At 61.5% G+C, this 16,679-nt stretch carries 16 protein-coding genes; 6 read left to right on the forward strand and 10 right to left on the reverse strand.

What is annotated here, in order from left to right; translation table 11 throughout:
* The first annotated feature begins 7 nt into the window (after positions 1-7).
* The 5 genes from QTL56_RS10745 (at position 8) to glnT (ending at position 5,116) form a co-directional block, all read left to right on the forward strand.
* Positions 8-667: a helix-turn-helix domain-containing protein gene (locus tag QTL56_RS10745; protein ID WP_245135744.1), complete on the forward strand. Its 660-nt coding sequence runs from the start codon at positions 8-10 to the stop codon at positions 665-667.
* Positions 668-754: 87 nt separating this feature from the next.
* A complete protein-coding gene (locus tag QTL56_RS10750) occupies positions 755-1,660 on the forward strand; it encodes a class II glutamine amidotransferase (RefSeq protein ID WP_245135741.1) in 906 nt (301 codons plus the stop codon).
* 28 nt (positions 1,661-1,688) lie between these two features.
* A complete protein-coding gene (locus QTL56_RS10755) occupies positions 1,689-2,375 on the forward strand; it encodes a GXGXG domain-containing protein (RefSeq protein ID WP_245135739.1) in 687 nt (228 codons plus the stop codon).
* 15 nt (positions 2,376-2,390) lie between these two features.
* Positions 2,391-3,719, forward strand: coding sequence for an FMN-binding glutamate synthase family protein (locus QTL56_RS10760; protein WP_245135738.1), 1,329 nt, complete (start codon positions 2,391-2,393; stop codon positions 3,717-3,719).
* An 89-nt stretch (positions 3,720-3,808) separates the two neighbouring features.
* A complete protein-coding gene (glnT, locus tag QTL56_RS10765) occupies positions 3,809-5,116 on the forward strand; it encodes a type III glutamate--ammonia ligase (RefSeq protein WP_245135736.1) in 1,308 nt (435 codons plus the stop codon).
* A 15-nt stretch (positions 5,117-5,131) separates the two neighbouring features.
* On the opposite strand, the gene QTL56_RS10770 is transcribed toward glnT, so the two are convergent.
* The 6 genes from QTL56_RS10770 to QTL56_RS10795 form a co-directional block, all read right to left on the reverse strand.
* Positions 5,132-6,211 (reverse strand): ABC transporter ATP-binding protein, encoded by a 1,080-nt coding sequence (locus QTL56_RS10770; RefSeq protein WP_245135734.1) that lies wholly within the window; start codon positions 6,209-6,211, stop codon positions 5,132-5,134.
* Entirely contained in the window at positions 6,208-7,035 is an 828-nt protein-coding gene (locus tag QTL56_RS10775; protein WP_229574810.1) for a carbohydrate ABC transporter permease, read from the reverse strand. Before QTL56_RS10775 ends, QTL56_RS10770 begins: the two co-directional genes overlap by 4 nt.
* Complete coding sequence (locus QTL56_RS10780; RefSeq protein WP_229574811.1) at positions 7,032-7,934, reverse strand: carbohydrate ABC transporter permease; 903 nt, start codon at positions 7,932-7,934, stop codon at positions 7,032-7,034. The genes QTL56_RS10775 and QTL56_RS10780 overlap by 4 nt, the downstream gene beginning before the upstream one ends.
* Positions 7,935-8,071: 137 nt before the next feature.
* Positions 8,072-9,307 carry an ABC transporter substrate-binding protein gene (locus QTL56_RS10785; protein ID WP_245135732.1) on the reverse strand — a complete coding sequence of 412 codons (1,236 nt, stop codon included), beginning with the start codon at positions 9,305-9,307 and terminating at the stop codon, positions 8,072-8,074.
* A gap of 62 nt (positions 9,308-9,369) precedes the next feature.
* Positions 9,370-10,272, reverse strand: coding sequence for a sugar phosphate isomerase/epimerase family protein (locus QTL56_RS10790; RefSeq protein ID WP_245135730.1), 903 nt, complete (start codon positions 10,270-10,272; stop codon positions 9,370-9,372).
* 4 nt (positions 10,273-10,276) lie between these two features.
* A complete protein-coding gene (locus tag QTL56_RS10795; RefSeq protein WP_245135728.1) occupies positions 10,277-11,317 on the reverse strand; it encodes a Gfo/Idh/MocA family protein in 1,041 nt (346 codons plus the stop codon).
* A gap of 136 nt (positions 11,318-11,453) precedes the next feature.
* Between QTL56_RS10795 and QTL56_RS10800 the strand changes: the two genes are divergently transcribed.
* Entirely contained in the window at positions 11,454-12,470 is a 1,017-nt protein-coding gene (locus QTL56_RS10800; RefSeq protein ID WP_245135726.1) for a LacI family DNA-binding transcriptional regulator, read from the forward strand.
* Between the two features lie 21 nt (positions 12,471-12,491).
* Here QTL56_RS10800 and QTL56_RS10805 read toward each other — a convergent pair whose 3' ends face one another.
* The 4 genes from QTL56_RS10805 to QTL56_RS10820 all read right to left on the reverse strand — a co-directional run bounded on the left by QTL56_RS10805 (position 12,492) and on the right by QTL56_RS10820 (position 16,669).
* Positions 12,492-13,475, reverse strand: coding sequence for a PDR/VanB family oxidoreductase (locus QTL56_RS10805; RefSeq protein WP_245135724.1), 984 nt, complete (start codon positions 13,473-13,475; stop codon positions 12,492-12,494).
* Positions 13,476-13,509: 34 nt separating this feature from the next.
* Complete coding sequence (locus QTL56_RS10810; RefSeq protein ID WP_245135722.1) at positions 13,510-14,253, reverse strand: GntR family transcriptional regulator; 744 nt, start codon at positions 14,251-14,253, stop codon at positions 13,510-13,512.
* A 4-nt stretch (positions 14,254-14,257) separates the two neighbouring features.
* Positions 14,258-15,319 carry an aromatic ring-hydroxylating dioxygenase subunit alpha gene (locus QTL56_RS10815; RefSeq protein ID WP_245135721.1) on the reverse strand — a complete coding sequence of 354 codons (1,062 nt, stop codon included), beginning with the start codon at positions 15,317-15,319 and terminating at the stop codon, positions 14,258-14,260.
* Positions 15,320-15,739: 420 nt separating this feature from the next.
* Positions 15,740-16,669, reverse strand: a complete 930-nt coding sequence (locus QTL56_RS10820) for a dihydrodipicolinate synthase family protein (RefSeq protein ID WP_245135720.1) — start codon at positions 16,667-16,669, stop codon at positions 15,740-15,742.
* Between the last annotated feature and the right edge of the window lie 10 nt (positions 16,670-16,679).

The following is a 16,679-nucleotide window of genomic DNA, read 5'->3' on the forward strand; positions in this document are numbered from 1 at the left end:
AGGACCGATGGCCAAGACCCCGAAGGCAGCGCCGAAAGAACGTAAGCCTGCGCTGACGCAGGATCCCCATGCCGTGCGCGAGCCCCGCGCCAACAATCTGGAAATGGCAATCGGCCACGAGGTCCGCACATATCGCAAGAAACTCGGGATCACGGTCGCCGATCTCGCCGCGTCCACCGGCATGTCGGTCGGCATGCTCTCGAAGATCGAGAACGGCAACATATCGCCTTCGCTGACAACGCTTCAGGCGCTGTCGAAGGCGCTGGGCATGCCGATCACGGCCTTCTTCAAGGGATTTGAGGAGCCGAAGTCGGCAAGTTTCGTCAAGGCGGGCGAAGGTGTGAATCTTGAGCGCCGGGGAACCCGTGCCGGTCATCACTACAGCCTGCTCGGGCATATCGAGAACAATAGCTCAGGCGTGGTCGTCGAGCCCTATATCATCACCCTGAATGCTGAATCCGACGTCTTCCCGACCTTCCAGCACGAAGGCATGGAGTTCCTCTACATGCTGGAAGGCGAAGTCGTCTATCGTCACGGGGACAGCCTCTACCGCATGCGGATGGGCGATAGCCTCTTCTTCGACGCCGATGCACCGCACGGCCCGGAAGAACTCGTCACCCTGCCTGCACGCTACCTCTCGATCATTTCCTATCCCCAACGGCGCTAGTTGCCCACGAAGAAAACTTTATTCCTTACGATTGATTTTCACCTGTGTGACTGCTAGCCCTACCTCATCAAGTACGGAGGTCGCAGCATGTGCGGAATCGTGGGTCTGTTTTTGAAAGACAAGTCGCTGGAGCCTCGGCTGGGCGAATTGCTCTCTGACATGCTGATCACCATGACCGACCGTGGGCCGGACTCGGCCGGCATCGCCATTTACGGCAGCGTGGATGGAAAGACCGCCAAGATCACTATCCAGTCGGCGACCCCCGAAGGCGATTTCGCCGGGCTGGTCGATGATCTCGCCCAGGCCGGCATCGACGCCGAAGTCTGCCTCAAGAGCACCCATGCGGTCATCGCGATCGACATGGGACAACTGGCGGCAATTCGTCCGGTCCTTGCCGAAATCCGGCCGAACGTCCGCATCATGGGCTCCGGCGAGAGCGTCGAAATCTTCAAGGAAGTCGGTCTGCCGAAGGATGTCGTACAGCGCTTCGGCGTCCGCGCCATGGGCGGCACGCACGGCATCGGCCATACCCGCATGGCAACGGAGAGCGCCGTAACCACCCTTGGCGCACACCCCTTTTCGACGGGGGCAGACCAATGCCTGGTGCACAACGGCTCTCTGTCGAACCACAACAACCTGCGCCGCGAGCTGATCCGTGAAGGCATGCGTTTCGAGACGCAGAACGACTCCGAAGTGGCCGCCGCCTATCTCACGGCACAAATGGCAAAGGGCAAGGACCTCGGCCAGGCCCTGACCGGCGCGTTGGACGATCTCGACGGCTTCTTCACGTTTGTCGTCGGGACCAAGACAGGCTTCGGCGTCGTGCGCGACCCGATCGCCTGCAAGCCCGCCGTCATGGCCGAGACCGACCAGTATGTCGCCTTCGGTTCCGAGTATCGCGCCCTCGTCAACCTGCCGGGCATCGAGACCGCCCGAGTCTGGGAGCCGGAACCGGCGACCGTCTATTTCTGGGACCACGACAAGGCCGCCTGATCCGCTCCCCTTCGAGAAAGCTTGCCGAATGCCAGTCTTCGACCTCTCCCAAACCCCGCTTCGAGAATTGAACAGCGCGCTCCACAATCTCGGCGCAAGCTCGAATGACACCCTGTTCGAAGTGGTAAACCCGCGCGGCCACCATGCGGTTGCCGTCGGCATCGATGGTCCTGTGACGGTCGAGGTCAAGGGTTCCGTGGGCTACTACTGCGCCGGCATGAATGATGGCGGGACGGTCACCGTTGATGGCTCCGCCGGTCCGGGCGTGGCCGAAAACATGATGTCCGGCACTGTCGTGATCGAGGGCGACGCCAGCCAGTATGCCGGTGCCACAGGTCGCGGCGGCCTGCTCGTCATCAGGGGCAATGCAGCCTCCCGATGCGGCATCTCCATGAAGGGCATCGACATCGTCGTGCACGGCTCGATCGGCCATATGTCCGCTTTCATGGGTCAATCGGGTCACCTCATTGTCTGCGGCGACGCAGGCGAAGCGCTGGGCGACAGCATTTACGAAGCAAAGCTCTTCGTTCGAGGCTCGGTGAAGAGCCTCGGCGCCGATTGCATCGAGAAAGAGATGCGCCCGGAACATCTTGAAAAGCTCGCCGAACTCCTGGGCAAAGCGGGTGTGACGCAGGCCAAGCCAGAAGAGTTCAAGCGCTACGGATCGGCCCGCAAGCTCTACAATTTCAACATCGACAATGCCGACGCGTATTGAGGCGAGGAAAAGCTGATGAGCTACCACAACCCCTTCACCCCGCCGCGCAAGTCTGCCACCTTCGATGACCATACGCTCGCCGAGATCCGCCGTGCGGCCGCAACCGGCATCTACGACATCCGCGGCGGCGGCACGAAGCGGAAGGTGCCACATTTCGACGACCTGCTCTTCCTCGGCGCCTCGATCTCCCGCTATCCGCTCGAAGGTTATCGCGAGAAGTGCGACACCTCGGTTGTCCTCGGCACCCGCTTTGCGAAAAAGCCGATCGAACTGAAGATCCCGATCACCATCGCTGGCATGAGCTTCGGCGCGCTCTCGGGCAATGCCAAGGAAGCGCTCGGACGCGGCGCGACGCTCGGCGGCACATCGACGACGACGGGCGACGGCGGCATGACCGACGAGGAGCGCGGCCATTCCGAAAAGCTGGTCTATCAGTATCTTCCGTCCCGCTATGGCATGAACCCGAAAGACCTGCGTCGCGCCGATGCGATCGAGATCGTGGTCGGCCAAGGCGCCAAGCCCGGCGGCGGCGGCATGTTGCTCGGCCAGAAGATTTCCGATCGCGTCGCCCAGATGCGCAACCTTCCGGTGGGCATCGACCAGCGCTCCGCCTGCCGCCACCCGGACTGGACCGGCCCCGATGATCTGGAGATCAAGATCCTCGAACTGCGCGAGATCACAGACTGGGAAAAGCCGATCTATGTGAAAGTCGGCGGCGCCCGACCCTATTATGACACAGCCCTTGCCGTGAAGGCCGGCGCGGATGTTGTGGTGCTGGATGGCATGCAGGGCGGAACGGCTGCAACGCAGGACGTCTTCATCGAGAATGTCGGCATGCCGACGCTTGCCTGTATCCGCCCCGCCGTTCAAGCGCTGCAGGATCTCGGCATGCATCGCAAGGTCCAGCTGGTGATTTCGGGCGGCATCCGCTCAGGCGCTGATGTCGCCAAGGCTCTGGCCCTCGGCGCAGACGCCGTGGCAATCGGTACGGCAGCACTCGTTGCGATCGGCGACAACGATCCGCAATGGGAAGAGGAATACAGACAACTTGGCACCACCGCTGGCGCCTATGACGACTGGCATGAGGGCAAGGACCCCGCCGGCATCACCACCCAGGATCCCGAGCTTGCCGCCCGCCTCGATCCGGTCGCTGCCGGACGCAGGCTCGCCAACTATCTGAAGGTGATGACGTTGGAGGCGCAGACCATCGCCCGCGCCTGCGGCAAGAACAAGCTGCACAATCTGGAGCCGGAGGACCTCTGCGCGCTCACGATGGAGGCCGCCGCCATGGCCCAGGTGCCACTCGCCGGCACCAGCTGGTTTCCCGGCAAGGGAGCTTTCTAGAAATCCTGATGGCCGCATCCGACTCCCACGGATGCGGCCATTCTTCTTATCTGAACATGTGTCTCAATCCATAAAAACAGGGGAACGACGTGACACAGGATCTGGCAGGCTTCGCTGCGGAGCGGGGCATCAAATATTTCATGATCAGCTATACGGACCTCTTCGGCGCCCAGCGCGCCAAGCTGGTCCCCTCACAGGCGATCGCCGAGATGCAGAGGGACGGCGCGGGCTTTGCGGGCTTTGCCACCTGGCTCGATCTGACACCGGCCCATCCCGACCTCTTTGCCATTCCCGATGCATCATCGGTCATCCAGCTGCCGTGGAAGCAGGATGTCGCCTGGGTCGCCGCCGATTGCATGATGGACGATCAGCCGGTGGCCCAGGCGCCGCGCGTGATGCTGAAGAAGCTGGTCGCCGAGGCAGCGGAGCTCGGGCTTCGCGTCAAGACCGGCGTGGAACCGGAATTCTTCCTGATTTCGCCGGATGGCGAGGCGATTTCGGACCCGTACGACACCGCCGAGAAGCCCTGCTATGACCAGCAGGCGCTCATGCGTCGCTACGATGTGATCGCCGAAATCTGCGACCACATGCTCTCACTCGGCTGGAAACCCTATCAGAACGACCACGAGGACGCGAACGGCCAGTTCGAGATGAATTGGGAATATGACGACGCGCTGAAGACCGCCGACAAGCATTCCTTCTTCAAGTTCATGGTCAAGTCGGTGGCGGAAAAACATGGGCTGCGCGCCACGTTCATGCCCAAACCCTTCAAGGGCCTGACGGGTAACGGCTGCCATGCCCATATCTCGGTCTGGGACCGCGACGGGAAGGTCAATGCCTTCGCCGACAAGGACATGCCCTTCGGCCTCTCCGCCAAGGGCAAGACCTTCCTTGGCGGCATCATGAAACATGCTTCCGCCCTGGCCGCGATCACCAATCCGACGGTCAACTCCTACAAGCGCATCAATGCGCCGCGGACGGTTTCCGGCGCCACATGGGCACCGAACACGGTGACATGGACCGGAAACAACCGCACCCACATGGTCCGCGTGCCCGGTCCTGGCCGCTTTGAACTGCGACTGCCTGACGGCGCCGTGAACCCCTATCTTTTGCAGTCGATCATCATTGCGGCGGGCTTGAGCGGGCTGAAGAGCAATGCCGATCCCGGTCCGCATTATGACATCGACATGTACCGCGAAGGACACATGGTGAAGGATGCGCCCCGGCTGCCGCTGAACCTCCTCGACGCGCTCCGCGCCTTCGAAAAGGACGACGAGCTGAAAGCTGCGCTCGGCGCGGAGTTTTCAGAGGCCTATCTCAAGCTCAAGCATGACGAGTGGAACGGCTACTGCACGCATTTCACCGTCTGGGAGCGCCAGACGACGCTGGACATCTGACGGTCTGGCTGTGGATCATTCCGTAAGATCGATCCGCGTTTCGGTGACGGCATCGAACAGATGCAGATGCGCCGGATCGAAGCCGAGCGACATTGTCTCGCCATGCCGGAGAGACTGCCGCTCCGAGACGACCACATTGATTTCCGACTGACTGGCCGACGTAATGTAGGTCATCGAGCCCGTGCTCTCGACGACGCCGACAGGGAGCCGGATTTTGGCCTCGTGATCGGGCACCAGTCGCAAGTGCTCTGGCCGCAATCCGACGATCAGGTTTGAAGCCGTCGGGATGGGCCGATCGAGAGCGATGGCCTGGGGGCTTTCGAGATCGAGCACGAGCGACTTGCCATCTGCACCGATCGTCGCCGGAATGAAATTCATGGCCGGCGAGCCGATGAAACCAGCGACGAACTTGTTGACCGGCCGATCGTAGAGCTCAAGCGGCGGCCCCTGCTGTTCGATCACACCCTGGCGCATGACGACGACATGATCCGCCATTGTCATGGCCTCGATCTGGTCATGGGTAACATAGACGGAGGTCGCGCCGAGCCGGTCATGCAGCGAACGGATCTCCTTTCGCATGTGAACGCGCAGCGCCGCGTCGAGATTAGAAAGCGGTTCGTCGAAGAGAAACGCCTTGGGATGACGGATGATCGCCCGGCTCATGGCGACACGCTGGCGCTGGCCGCCGGAGAGTTCGCGTGGGTAGCGATGCAGCAGGTTTGAAAGCCCCGTGGTTGCCGCCACCTCCTCCGCGGCCTTCCTGGCTTCGGCCTTCTTCACGCCGCGAATGCGCAGCGAATAGGTAAGGTTCTCCTCGACGGTCATATGCGGATAGAGCGCATAGGACTGGAAGACCATGGCAAGGTCGCGCTTGCGCGGCGGGACCCCGTTCATCCGCTTGCCGGCGATCACCAGGTCGCCGGCAGAAATGCTCTCAAGACCGGCCAACGACCGCAGAAGCGTGGACTTGCCGCAGCCAGACGGGCCGACAAGCGCGACGAAAGAGCCTTTGCGGATCTTCAGGTCGATGTCGCGCAGGGCGTGATAGGCGCCATAGTATTTGTTGACGCCGGATAGTTCGATCTGATGGGTCATTTGAGAGCTCCAGACGTGAGCCCGGAGACAATCCGGCGCTGCAGAAGGACGAAGGCTGCGAGGATCGGCGTCACATAGATCGAGGCAAAGGCCATGATGTTGTTCCACTCGTTGGTGTTCGGCCCCATGAAGGAATTGAGGCCCACGCTCGCCGGCTGGAATTCCGCATCCTGAATGATCGACTTCGAATAGACGAATTCGCCAAAAGCCTGCATGAAGATCAGGATGGCGGCGACCAGGATGCCGTTGCGAGCAAGCGGCAGCGCAATATGGAAGAAGGCGCCGATCCGCGAATTGCCATCGACAAGTGCAGCCTCCTCAAGTTCGATCGGCACGCTCATGAACGTGGCGCGCACCAGCACGACGAAGAAGGGCATGCTTTTCGCGGCAATTGCGATGATGACGGCAGTCCGGGGATATTCCAGCATCCCGACCTGCGAGAAGCCGACAAAGATCGGCGTGATCATCAGGGAAGCCGGCAGAACCTGCAGCATGAGGATCAGGAAAAGCCCGACATCGATCCAGCCGTTGCGGTAGCGGGCAAGCACATAGGCACAGCCCGTCCCCAGCAAGGTGATCAGCGCCACCGCGCCGAATGCGATGACGAGCGAATTCCACATGTACCGGGCGAGGTTTCGGCTCTCCCAGACATACACGTAGGCGCCCCACTGCGGATCGCTCGGCCAGAAGCTGGGCGGAGTCGCAAACATCGCTGAACCCGTCTTCAGCGTGGTGAGGTACATCCAGTAGAGCGGGAACAGATAGATCGCCGCAAGCAGGATCGCGATCGTCAGCATCAGTCGGTTGCGCCAGATCTCGCTCATCCGCGCACCTCCTGCCGGGTCGAACGTACATAAACGACCGAAGCCAGCATCACGAAGATGATCATGATGACGGATATCGTCGCACCGCGGGCAAAATCATATTGCCGGAACGATTGGTCCCAGGCCCAGTACTGCGCAACATTCGAGGCGTTGTTGGGCCCGCCGGAGGTAATGGCGGCGAAGAGGTCGAACTGCTGAAGCGTGAAGATCAGCCCGAGCGAGATGATTGCACCGATCGTGGAGCGCATCATCGGCAGGGTGATCGTCCAGAACCGCTGCCAGACATTGGCGCCGTCGAGTTCGGCCGCCTCGTAGAGGTCTTTCGGGATGCCGGACAGGCCGACGGAGAGCAGGATCATGTTGAAGGAAGTCCCGAGCCAGATATTGGCGATGACCACGGCCCAGAGCGAATAGTTCGGGTCAGAACGCCAGAAGATGTTTTCCGAGATGAAGCCTGCTTCCCGAAGAAAGAAATTGAGGACACCGAAGTCACCGGACAGGATCCAGTTCCAGACCGCACCGACGACAAGGCCGGGCATGACCCAGGAGACGAGGAACAGCCCGCGCAGCCAGGATGCTCCGGGAAAATTCGTCCAGAAGAACAGGGCAAGCCCAAAGCCGAAGAGAAACTGGCCGGCGATCGAAGCGCCGACGAAGATGGCGGTGTTGGTAAAGATCGGCCAGGTCTCCCGCTGGGAAAACAGCGAGACATAGTTCTTGAAGCCGACAAAGGGGCGAAAGAACGTGCCCAGCGAAAACATGTCGACTTCCTGGAAACTCATCAGCACGTTGTAGAGAAGCGGCAGGCCGGACAGGACAAAGAGAAAGGCGAGCGGCAGTCCGACGAGGCCGATGTCGAAGCCACGGCCATCAGTCAGGCTGGACAGGATCTTGCGCATGAGGGTCTCCGCATCGCGATGGAAATCTCCGGTCGGGCCGCCCCCGCGATTTGGGAACGAGGACGGCCCTCCGGGAGGTTGACGAGGTACGGGCAGCCTCTTTCCACATGGACGGGGAAAGGGTCCGTACCGTTTTGTTACCCGGTCACGGCAGCGATGGTTTCAGCCGCCTGGTCGAGCGCTTCCTTCGGGGTCATCTGGCCGGTCAGTGCCGCCTGAATGGCATCCTGGATCGCCTTGGAGATCTTCGGCCATTCCGGATGCGGACCACGAGCCTTGGCGAACTGCAGCTGCTCCTGGAAGACCTTCAGCGCTGCGTCCTTCTTTTCGTTGCCGGTGGCCGGCAACGTGATGTCGGAGCGCGCCGGGAGCTGGCCGTATTTCTCGAACATCACATTGTCCTGCGAAGCAAAGTATTCGAGCGCCTTGAAGGCTTCCTCGGGATGCTTGCTGTTCGAAAAGATCGCGTAGTTGAAGTCGCCCATGGCCGAGGAGCGCTCGGCGCCGGGTTCCGGCACCGGCAGAAGCGTCACACGCCAGTCGAACTTGGCTTCATCCGACATGCGGTTCAGCTCCCACGGGCCGGAGACGGCCATCGCCGCATTGCCGGAATTGAAGGTACCGGTTGAGTCCCACTGTCCGCGGGTCAGACTGTCAGGCGAGGCGAGCTTCTCGTCCATGATTGTCTTCCAGGCTTCAAGTGCCTTCACGGCACCTTCAGCATTGATCTTCTCGTAGCCACCTCCGCCCATCTGCGCCCAGGGCAGGAACTGGAAGGTGCCCTCTTCGCTCGCCTTTGCAGAGAAGGCGAGGCCGTAAACATTCTTTGCTGGATCAGTCAGTTTGCGCGCGGCATCGATGAGTTCTGCCCAGGTCTGCGGCGGCTTGTCGGGATCAAGCCCCTTCTCCTTGAACATGTCCGCATTGTAGTAGAGCGCAATCGTGTTCGTCGCCTTCGGCACGCCAAAGATCTTGCCGTCCCAGGTGACGGAATTCAGCGGGCCAGGAAAATAATTGTCCGGGCTGATGACTTCGGATTTGGCAATGCGGTCCGTCAGGTCGAGGAAGGCGCCACGCGAGGCAAAGAGCGCATGCTCCGGATTGTCGACGGCAATGATGTCGGGCGCCTGGCCTGTCGAATAGGCGCGCATGGCTTCGCTCACCACATCGTCAAACTGCACGAGGCGATATTCGACCTTGATGCCCGGCTCCTTCTCGTCGAATTCGCGGGCGAGGTTCCAGGCCGGCTGCTCCGGCTTGTCGAGGCTCCAGATGGTGATGGTGACTTCTTCCTGTGCATGGGCCGCCATAGCGAGCCCGGACACGGAGGCCAGCGCCAGCGCGCCAGCCATCAGGCAATTCTTGATAGACATGCTCTCCTCCTTGGGGTTTGACCTTGTCGTTTCGCCGGCTTCCTCCAAGCCGACAGGCAGTCTCATTGCGGATCGGCGACGAAGTCTCCGCCCCGGCAATTCTTCAGATAGTTCAGGCCATGCACCTGACCGGTCATCTCCAGCGCGTCGCGATAGACGGGATCATGCCAGCCCTCGATATCGATCGAGCCAGACCAGCCGGCGAGCCGAAGCTCCGAGATCACATCCGTCCAGTTGGTGTCGCCGAAGCCCGGCGTGCGCATGAAGACGAAGGGGTGCTTGCCGAAGACACCGTGTTCGCGAATGACGTCCCAGCGGATCGTCGCGTCCTTGCCATGGACGTGAAAGAACTTGTGCGCCCATTTGCGGATCTGCGGGATCGGGTCGATCAGATAGACCATCTGATGGCAGGGCTCCCATTCGAGCCCGATATGATCATCCGGTGTCTCGTTGAAGATCAGCTCCCAGGCATCCGGATTGTGAGCGATATTCCAGTCGCCGGTCTGCCAGTTGCCGTCCATGGCGCAATTTTCAAACGCGATCTTCACGCCCTTGTCGGCTGCGCGCTTCGCAAGCTCGCTCCAGATCTGGCGGTAACGCGGAAGGCTATCCGTCAGTGGACGGTTACGAATGCGTCCCGTAAATCCGGCGACGCAGGTCGCGCCGAAATGATGCGCATTGTCGATGCAGTCCTTCCATCCCTGCAGCGTCTGAAGGTCCATGTCGGTTTCCTCGAGGGGGTTTCCGAACATGCCGAGCGTCGAGATCGTGATGTCGCGATCGCCGATCGCCTCGACACAACGCTTGCCGAGCTCGGCGAGATGCTGGCCATTCGTAGTTTGCCAGAAAAATGGCTCGAAGCTCTCGAAGCCCATGTCGGTGATCTGACCGATCCGCTCGGCCGCCTTGCCGCCGCTGGCGCTGACCATGGTTCCGATGCGGATGGATTTTGCAGGATTGCTCACGGGCTCAATGTCCTTCGACTGAAATGCTGACGGGAAGTCCGGTCCGGGCGCTTTCGATCGCGCCGAACACCATGGAAAGGCTCTTGATATTGTCGTCGCTCGCGGTCTCCGGTCGACGTCCGGATTTGACCGCGCGGATGAAATCAACGAGCACGCTTGCGTGCCCATGTGTTTGGTTCTCGTCGGGTGCCGATGGGATGGCCAGCACCTGATGGCCGCGCAGCAAACCTGGCTCGCCGCCGGCGATTGTCGCCTCGAAGGCCTCCTCCCCGTCCCAGGTGATCATGCCCTTGGAGCCGACCAGCCTCCAGGCGCTCTCCCAGCTCGTACGTCGGCCCTCTGCGCACCATGAGCCGCGATAGGTGAAGACGGCGCCGCCGGAAAGCTTGAAAATGGCATTGGCCGATGCGCCATGCGCGTACCATGACCCTGAAGGATTGCTTTCGACACAATAGACCGTGAGCGGCTGCCTTCCCGAGATGAAACGGGCCGCATCGAAGGTGTGGATGGCCATGTCCAGCAGGAGGACATTGTCCATCGCCTCGCGGAAACCGCCGAAATGAGGCCCGATGAAAAAGTCGCAGTGTATGCCGCTCACTTCTCCGACGAGCCCGTCCTCCACGGCACGGCGCAGGCGCCGGATGCCGGAGATGAAGCGGCGGTTCTGCACAACGGCATGCACGCGGCCTGTTTCCGCAGCAAGCGCGAGCAGAGCCTTTGCCTCCGCCATGGATGCCGCAAGCGGTTTCTCCGAGAGAACGTGGCAGCCGCGCCGGAGCGCCGTCGAGACGACGGTAGAGCGGGCAGACGGCACGACCACGTCGAAAACCATGTCCGCCTGCGTCGTCTCGATAACGGTGGCCAGATCTGTTCCGATATCGGCACGATCAAGACCGAACTCGGCTGCAAGTGTTCTTGCCACCGAAAGGTCGAGATCAACGAGGCCGACGATCTCGACCTCGCTCCGAAGCTCGGAAGACTGAAGCGCCCGGAGCCAGCCCTTGGCCATAGCTCCGCATCCGCACAAAACGGCCCTTAACGTCACTGCTATCCTCCCAAAGGATGAGCGGAACTCCCTCTCCGCACATATCGTAAACGTTTACGACACTATGAAGCAGACGATCGATGTGTCAATAGAGATTTCGTAAACGATTACGGACGGCGTTTCAGCGGAGGGATAGATGAAGGGCATCCGGCAACTGGCCGAACACCTCGACATATCGATTGGCACCGTGTCCCGCGCCCTGAACGGCAAGCCCGATGTCAATGAGGAGACGCGGCGGCGCGTACTGGAAGCGGCCGAACAACTGGGCTATGTCGCGAACCAGGCAGGACGCTCTCTGCGCAAGGGCGCGACCGGCATCATCGGCTTCATGATGCAGACCGGCCACGACATCACCGGCCAGGGCGACACGTTCTTCTTGCGCGTCTTCGACGGCATGCAGACCGTGCTCACCCGCCACAAGCTTGATCTGGTCGCCCTGCTCTGCTCGTCGGAAGAAGATCCCGATGACTATCTGAAACGTATCGTTGCGCGAGGCTTCGCCGATGGCATTATCCTGTCGGCGACCCGATTTCAGGATCCGCGCTTCGAGCTCCTGCAGAAAACGAAGATTCCCTTCATCACACTGGGGCGAAGCCAGACCGATGTCGGACAGCCCTGGTACGATCTGGATTTCGAGGGCATGGCAGAAGATGCGGTCGAACGTCTTGTCGCCAAGGGTCACAGGCGGATCGCGATGAGCCGACCGCATGGCGACATCAACCTTGGCCACGTCTTCGAAAACCACTGCCGCGTCGTGCTTGCCCGTCACGGGCTCGAGCTCGACCCGGCCAATGTCTATCGCTCGGGCCCGAACGAGCCGGGCGGCTACAACGTTGCCCAGCAGGTGATGAAGTCGCGCGATCGGCCATCCGCGATCATCCTCCTCAACGAGGCAACCGTGGTCGGTTTCTATCGCGGCCTGCAGGAAGTCGGATTGAAGCCTGGAAAGGACATCGCCGTCATTGGCCAGTACAGCCCCCAGGCACAGTTTCTGAACCCGGTTCTCACCTGCTTCCGTCCGGATTTGAGGGCGCTCGGCGTGGCACTGGCCGAAAGCCTGCTCGCCACCATGCCGGACTTCGCCCATCACTACCCAGACGCTGTCCGCCGCCGCCTTTGGCCGATGACGCTGATCGAGGGCGAAAGCGGCTGAGGCGCCGCGCACGCCATGTGCTCAGACGCGACGCGCTTCCAGACGATAGCCCGTGTCGATCGTGACGTTGCCGCCCACGGCCCGCGAGACACAGGCGCACATCTTCTCGCCTTCGTGCCGCTCTTCGGGAGAGAAGAACACATCGCGATGATCGAGCGGCGCCGAGGCGTCGACGATGTTGACAGCGCAGAGCCCACATTCGCCGCGCCGACAGTCATAGACCATGTCGATGCCTGCCTCCGTCAGCGCATCCAGCATGGTCTGGTCGGCACGCACCTCGAACGTCCGGCCATATTGCGGAATGGTGACCGAAAAAGGCTGCTCGGCGAAACGCCCACTGTCCCCGAAGACCTCGAAGCGCAGACGGCTCATGGACCGCCCACTTTTCCGCCAGGCATTTCGCGCAGCCTCGAGCAGACCATGCGGACCGCAGATATAGGCCTCGCCATCGGCCGGCAGCGCTGCGAACTCGGTTGCGAGATCGAAGGTCCGCCCTTCATCCTGGATGTAGGCTTCCAGCCCGTCCCCGAGCAATTCGCCCAGTTCGTCGGCAAATGCCATCTGCGCCCGGCTCTTGGCGCCATAGATCAGCCGAACGGATTGCCCGCGCCCGACAAGCGCCTTCGCCATCCCGTAGATGGGCGTGATGCCGATACCGCCGGCGATCAGCAGATAGCGCGAGGCCCGCCAGGACAGCTCGAAGCGGTTCTCCGGTTCGGTCATCTCGGTTTCGTCACCGACCGCCATGCCCCAGATGAAAGCCGATCCGCCGCGGCTGTTGGGGTGCAGTTTGACCGCGATCGTCGAGGTCCCCGGCGCACTCGGCAGCACCGTATAAGTCCGGATGGCCGGCTCGCCTCGGATGACGACCTTGATATTGGTATGCGAGCCGGGATCGAAGGCGGACCGCAGCCCCTCGACCGCAAAGGTCACAGCCCGCACATCCTCGGCAGGGGTCTCGATCTGAATGACACGCGCCGGGCGCCATTCCAGCTTGGAACGCATGAAGTCCTCCCTCAACTTTACCTTGCCAAACCGATCAGCCCGCCATCAAGGCAAGCGCCAGCACCTTACGGCGCAGATCGGGTTGCTCCTCAAGCACGAAATCCAGGTTCTGCCGCGCCAGGCGCGCATGTTCACGCGCCAAGGCCTCGGCGCGTGCGCCCTCCCGCAATTCTATCGCCGCCACGATCGCCTTGTGCTGCGCCTGCGCCACGATCAGCGTCCTATAGAAGGCCGGCGCATTCGATTCCGTGTTCACGAAGGCATTGGGGCTCGCAAAGGGCAGGCTCGTCATGCGCTCGACTTCCCGCCGCAAAACCTCACTGCCGGCGAGAGCCCAGAGCAACCGATGGAACTTGCCGTTAAGCGCCTCGTAACGCTCGAAATCCATCGCGCGGGCCTCGGCTTGCAGGACCTCGTCCAGCTGGGCCACAACCTCGCGAATGGCCTTCATCCGTGCCGGCGTCACACCCCGCTCGGCAGCAAGCCGCGCAGCAGTGCCCTCCAGAACACCGCGCAACTCGATGGCATCGATCACCTCTTGCCGACTGAAGGAGCGCACGGCATAGCCGCCGGAGGGGATAAGCGCGACCAGCCCCTCCTGCTCCAGCCGCTGCAGGGCGGCACGCAGCGGCGTGCGGGACACAGAGAGGCGCTCCGCGAGTGCGACCTCCGACAAGCGTTCGCCCGGTTCGATCTCGCCGGTCAGGATGAGATCCCGGAGCCCCAGAAGTGCCTTGGCAGTCTGCTGCTTGGGGGCTTTTTCTGTCTCGGGACCCATGCCGTCACTCCGCCGCAACGGAATGGGGGCCAAGCTGTGGTGTAAGCTCCGCATCGATCATCCGGTCGATGAGCTTACGGGCCCACATCGACCCGGCATCGATGTTGAGGTTGTAGAACTGATGATCGGGATTGGCCTCGATCGCCCGCTGCTGCGCCTCGAGCACAACCTCATCCTCACGGAAAACACCAGCGACCCCTTCCCGAAGCTCATGGGTACGAGCCTGATTGCCGAGATCATAGTTGCGGGCAAAGGCCCAGAAGTAGAGACAGGTATTGTCCGTCGACGGCGTGATCGTGTTGAGCACATAACCGTTCACACCCTGGGACCGGTCGCCTTGTTTGGCTCCCGTGCCTGCCTCGGCAACGCCGACGTCGATGGTGACCGTGCAAGGCGCCTCGAAGCGGATGATCTGCCAGCGGTCGACCTTGCCCGGTCGGCCATACTGCTTGCGCCAGAAGGGTGGCGGCTCGATGTCATCCATCCAACGGGTGATATAGGCGAAGCGATCCGAATGGCTCGCCTCGAACGGCGCCTCGGCGACAGCACGATTGCCGATGGAGGACCCGTGCACGAAGGTCTCGTGGGTGAGGTCCATCAGGTTGTCGACGACGAGGCGATAATCGCACTTCACCTCGATCATCTTGCCGTCGGCCGCCCAAGCGGGATCATTGTTCCAATGCATGTCGGGCACGAGCGCGGGATCGGCGAGAGCCGGATCGCCCGGCCAGATCCAGATGAAGCGATGCCTCTCGGCGATCGGATAGGACTTCACACAGGCCGACGGATTGATCGTGTCCTGCGAGGGCATGTATACACAACGGCCTGTATCGTCGAATTCGAGGCCGTGATAGCCGCAGACCACATTGTCGCCCTCCAGCCGCCCCAGCGACAGCGGCACCAGCCGGTGCCAGCAGGCATCGGCAAGCGCGACGGGCGTGCCATTTTCCTTGCGATACAGGACGACTGGCTTGTTGCAGATGGTGCGCGGCAGAAGCTGACGCTTCAGTTCGACATCGTATGCCGCAGCATACCAGGCATTCAGCGGAAAGGTGGGTTTGGACATCACAGCTCCTCCTCAATCGGCACACAGGAAGCCATAATGTATACAACGAGTCAACCCCAGCCTGCCTCAATGCATATAACCTGCCAAAACACACTCAGGATTGGCCATGCTGTATACACCCCGGACTACGCTCCGACATACGCAGCGCGCCGCGTCTGCCGGTCAGGTCGCCATCTCCATGAACGGCGCTTTACTGCCGGTTGATGGCAACAGAACCGATGAGCGTCGAACCGGGCGGGCGCGATCACCCCAGCGAGGTCGACCGTCATCACGAGCCGGCGCCCCAGGGGGCGTGAAGTGTTAAGCGATTAGCCTTCGCCCATGCCCGTCAAATTGACCCAATCGGGCCCTGATCGCGCATCCGATCGGACTGTCCTTGCCGACCGGGAGGCGCAAGGCGCCCGGTTCCTCAGGTGCGCATCAAGCGTTCGCAATTCTGGATCGAAAGCGCTCGGCGCCCGTCGCGATATGGTCGAGGATCGTTTCCACGGCCCAGTGACGCTCCGTGATATCGTGGGGAACGGCGCGGCTGTGGACATGGGCGAAGGTGCCCATGCGCTGGTGATAGTGCTTGGCGAGCTTCGGGTAACCGAAACTCTCCGACATTGCGGACAGGACGAGGAATGTGTCGAGTTCCGCCGCCAGCTCCGGATGAGCGGCACCGTGATCATACAGCCAGCGATAAAGGTCGGGATGAAAATTGTTCATGACGCCCGAGAAACCGTGACCGCCAGACTGCAGGAAGGGCCAGACAATTGCCGCATTGGCATTGTTGATCGCCAGCGGCGTGTTGTCGACAATGGCAAGACGGCGCTTGATGTGGTCGAGATTGCAGGAGACATCCTTCAGGAAGGCGAAGCGGCCGCTCTCGGCACACCATCTCACCTCGTCGTCCGTCAGCAGGCGGCGATACGGCGCCGGGCACTCGTAGAGACCCAGCATCATCTCGGTGGGCAGCGACCCAAGCAGGTCCTGCATGCGCGCCATGAAGACGGACGCATCTTCGTCGGCGGCCGCGAGCCGGTTTGTGACCAGCACGACCGCATCGACGCCCGTCTGCACCATGGCCCGCAATTCCGCCTTCTGGTCGTCCATGCTCTGCGAGATATGCCCGGAGGCAACGACCGGCACGCGCCCCTTCACCTGCCGGACCGTGAAGTCTGCCAGGGCACACCGCTCTTCCAGCGAGAGAAACATCATCTCCGAAGATTGGCAGACCGCAAACAATCCATGCGAGCCGTGGTCGATGTACCACTCGATCAGCCGGGAATATCCATCCCAGTCGATCGTATTGCCTTCGTCGAAGGGCGTGATCACCACAGGGAAGATCCCGTGAAAATTATGCGGCATGGGAGGCACC

Source organism: Peteryoungia algae, assembly GCF_030369675.1.
Lineage (GTDB): Bacteria > Pseudomonadota > Alphaproteobacteria > Rhizobiales > Rhizobiaceae > Allorhizobium > Allorhizobium algae.

What these genes read in the sequence shown, in the direction of transcription:
- QTL56_RS10745 (WP_245135744.1), top strand. Translation starts at nt 8, where the DNA reads ATGGCCAAGACCCCGAAGGCAGCGCCGAAAGAACGTAAGCCTGCGCTG.
- QTL56_RS10750 (WP_245135741.1), top strand. Translation starts at nt 755, where the DNA reads ATGTGCGGAATCGTGGGTCTGTTTTTGAAAGACAAGTCGCTGGAGCCT.
- QTL56_RS10755 (WP_245135739.1), top strand. Translation starts at nt 1,689, where the DNA reads ATGCCAGTCTTCGACCTCTCCCAAACCCCGCTTCGAGAATTGAACAGC.
- QTL56_RS10760 (WP_245135738.1), top strand. Translation starts at nt 2,391, where the DNA reads ATGAGCTACCACAACCCCTTCACCCCGCCGCGCAAGTCTGCCACCTTC.
- QTL56_RS10770 (WP_245135734.1), bottom strand. Translation starts at nt 6,211, where the DNA reads ATGACCCATCAGATCGAACTATCCGGCGTCAACAAATACTATGGCGCC.
- QTL56_RS10775 (WP_229574810.1), bottom strand. Translation starts at nt 7,035, where the DNA reads ATGAGCGAGATCTGGCGCAACCGACTGATGCTGACGATCGCGATCCTG.
- QTL56_RS10780 (WP_229574811.1), bottom strand. Translation starts at nt 7,934, where the DNA reads ATGCGCAAGATCCTGTCCAGCCTGACTGATGGCCGTGGCTTCGACATC.
- QTL56_RS10785 (WP_245135732.1), bottom strand. Translation starts at nt 9,307, where the DNA reads ATGTCTATCAAGAATTGCCTGATGGCTGGCGCGCTGGCGCTGGCCTCC.
- QTL56_RS10800 (WP_245135726.1), top strand. Translation starts at nt 11,454, where the DNA reads ATGAAGGGCATCCGGCAACTGGCCGAACACCTCGACATATCGATTGGC.
- QTL56_RS10805 (WP_245135724.1), bottom strand. Translation starts at nt 13,475, where the DNA reads ATGCGTTCCAAGCTGGAATGGCGCCCGGCGCGTGTCATTCAGATCGAG.
- QTL56_RS10810 (WP_245135722.1), bottom strand. Translation starts at nt 14,253, where the DNA reads ATGGGTCCCGAGACAGAAAAAGCCCCCAAGCAGCAGACTGCCAAGGCA.
- QTL56_RS10815 (WP_245135721.1), bottom strand. Translation starts at nt 15,319, where the DNA reads ATGTCCAAACCCACCTTTCCGCTGAATGCCTGGTATGCTGCGGCATAC.
- QTL56_RS10820 (WP_245135720.1), bottom strand. Translation starts at nt 16,669, where the DNA reads ATGCCGCATAATTTTCACGGGATCTTCCCTGTGGTGATCACGCCCTTC.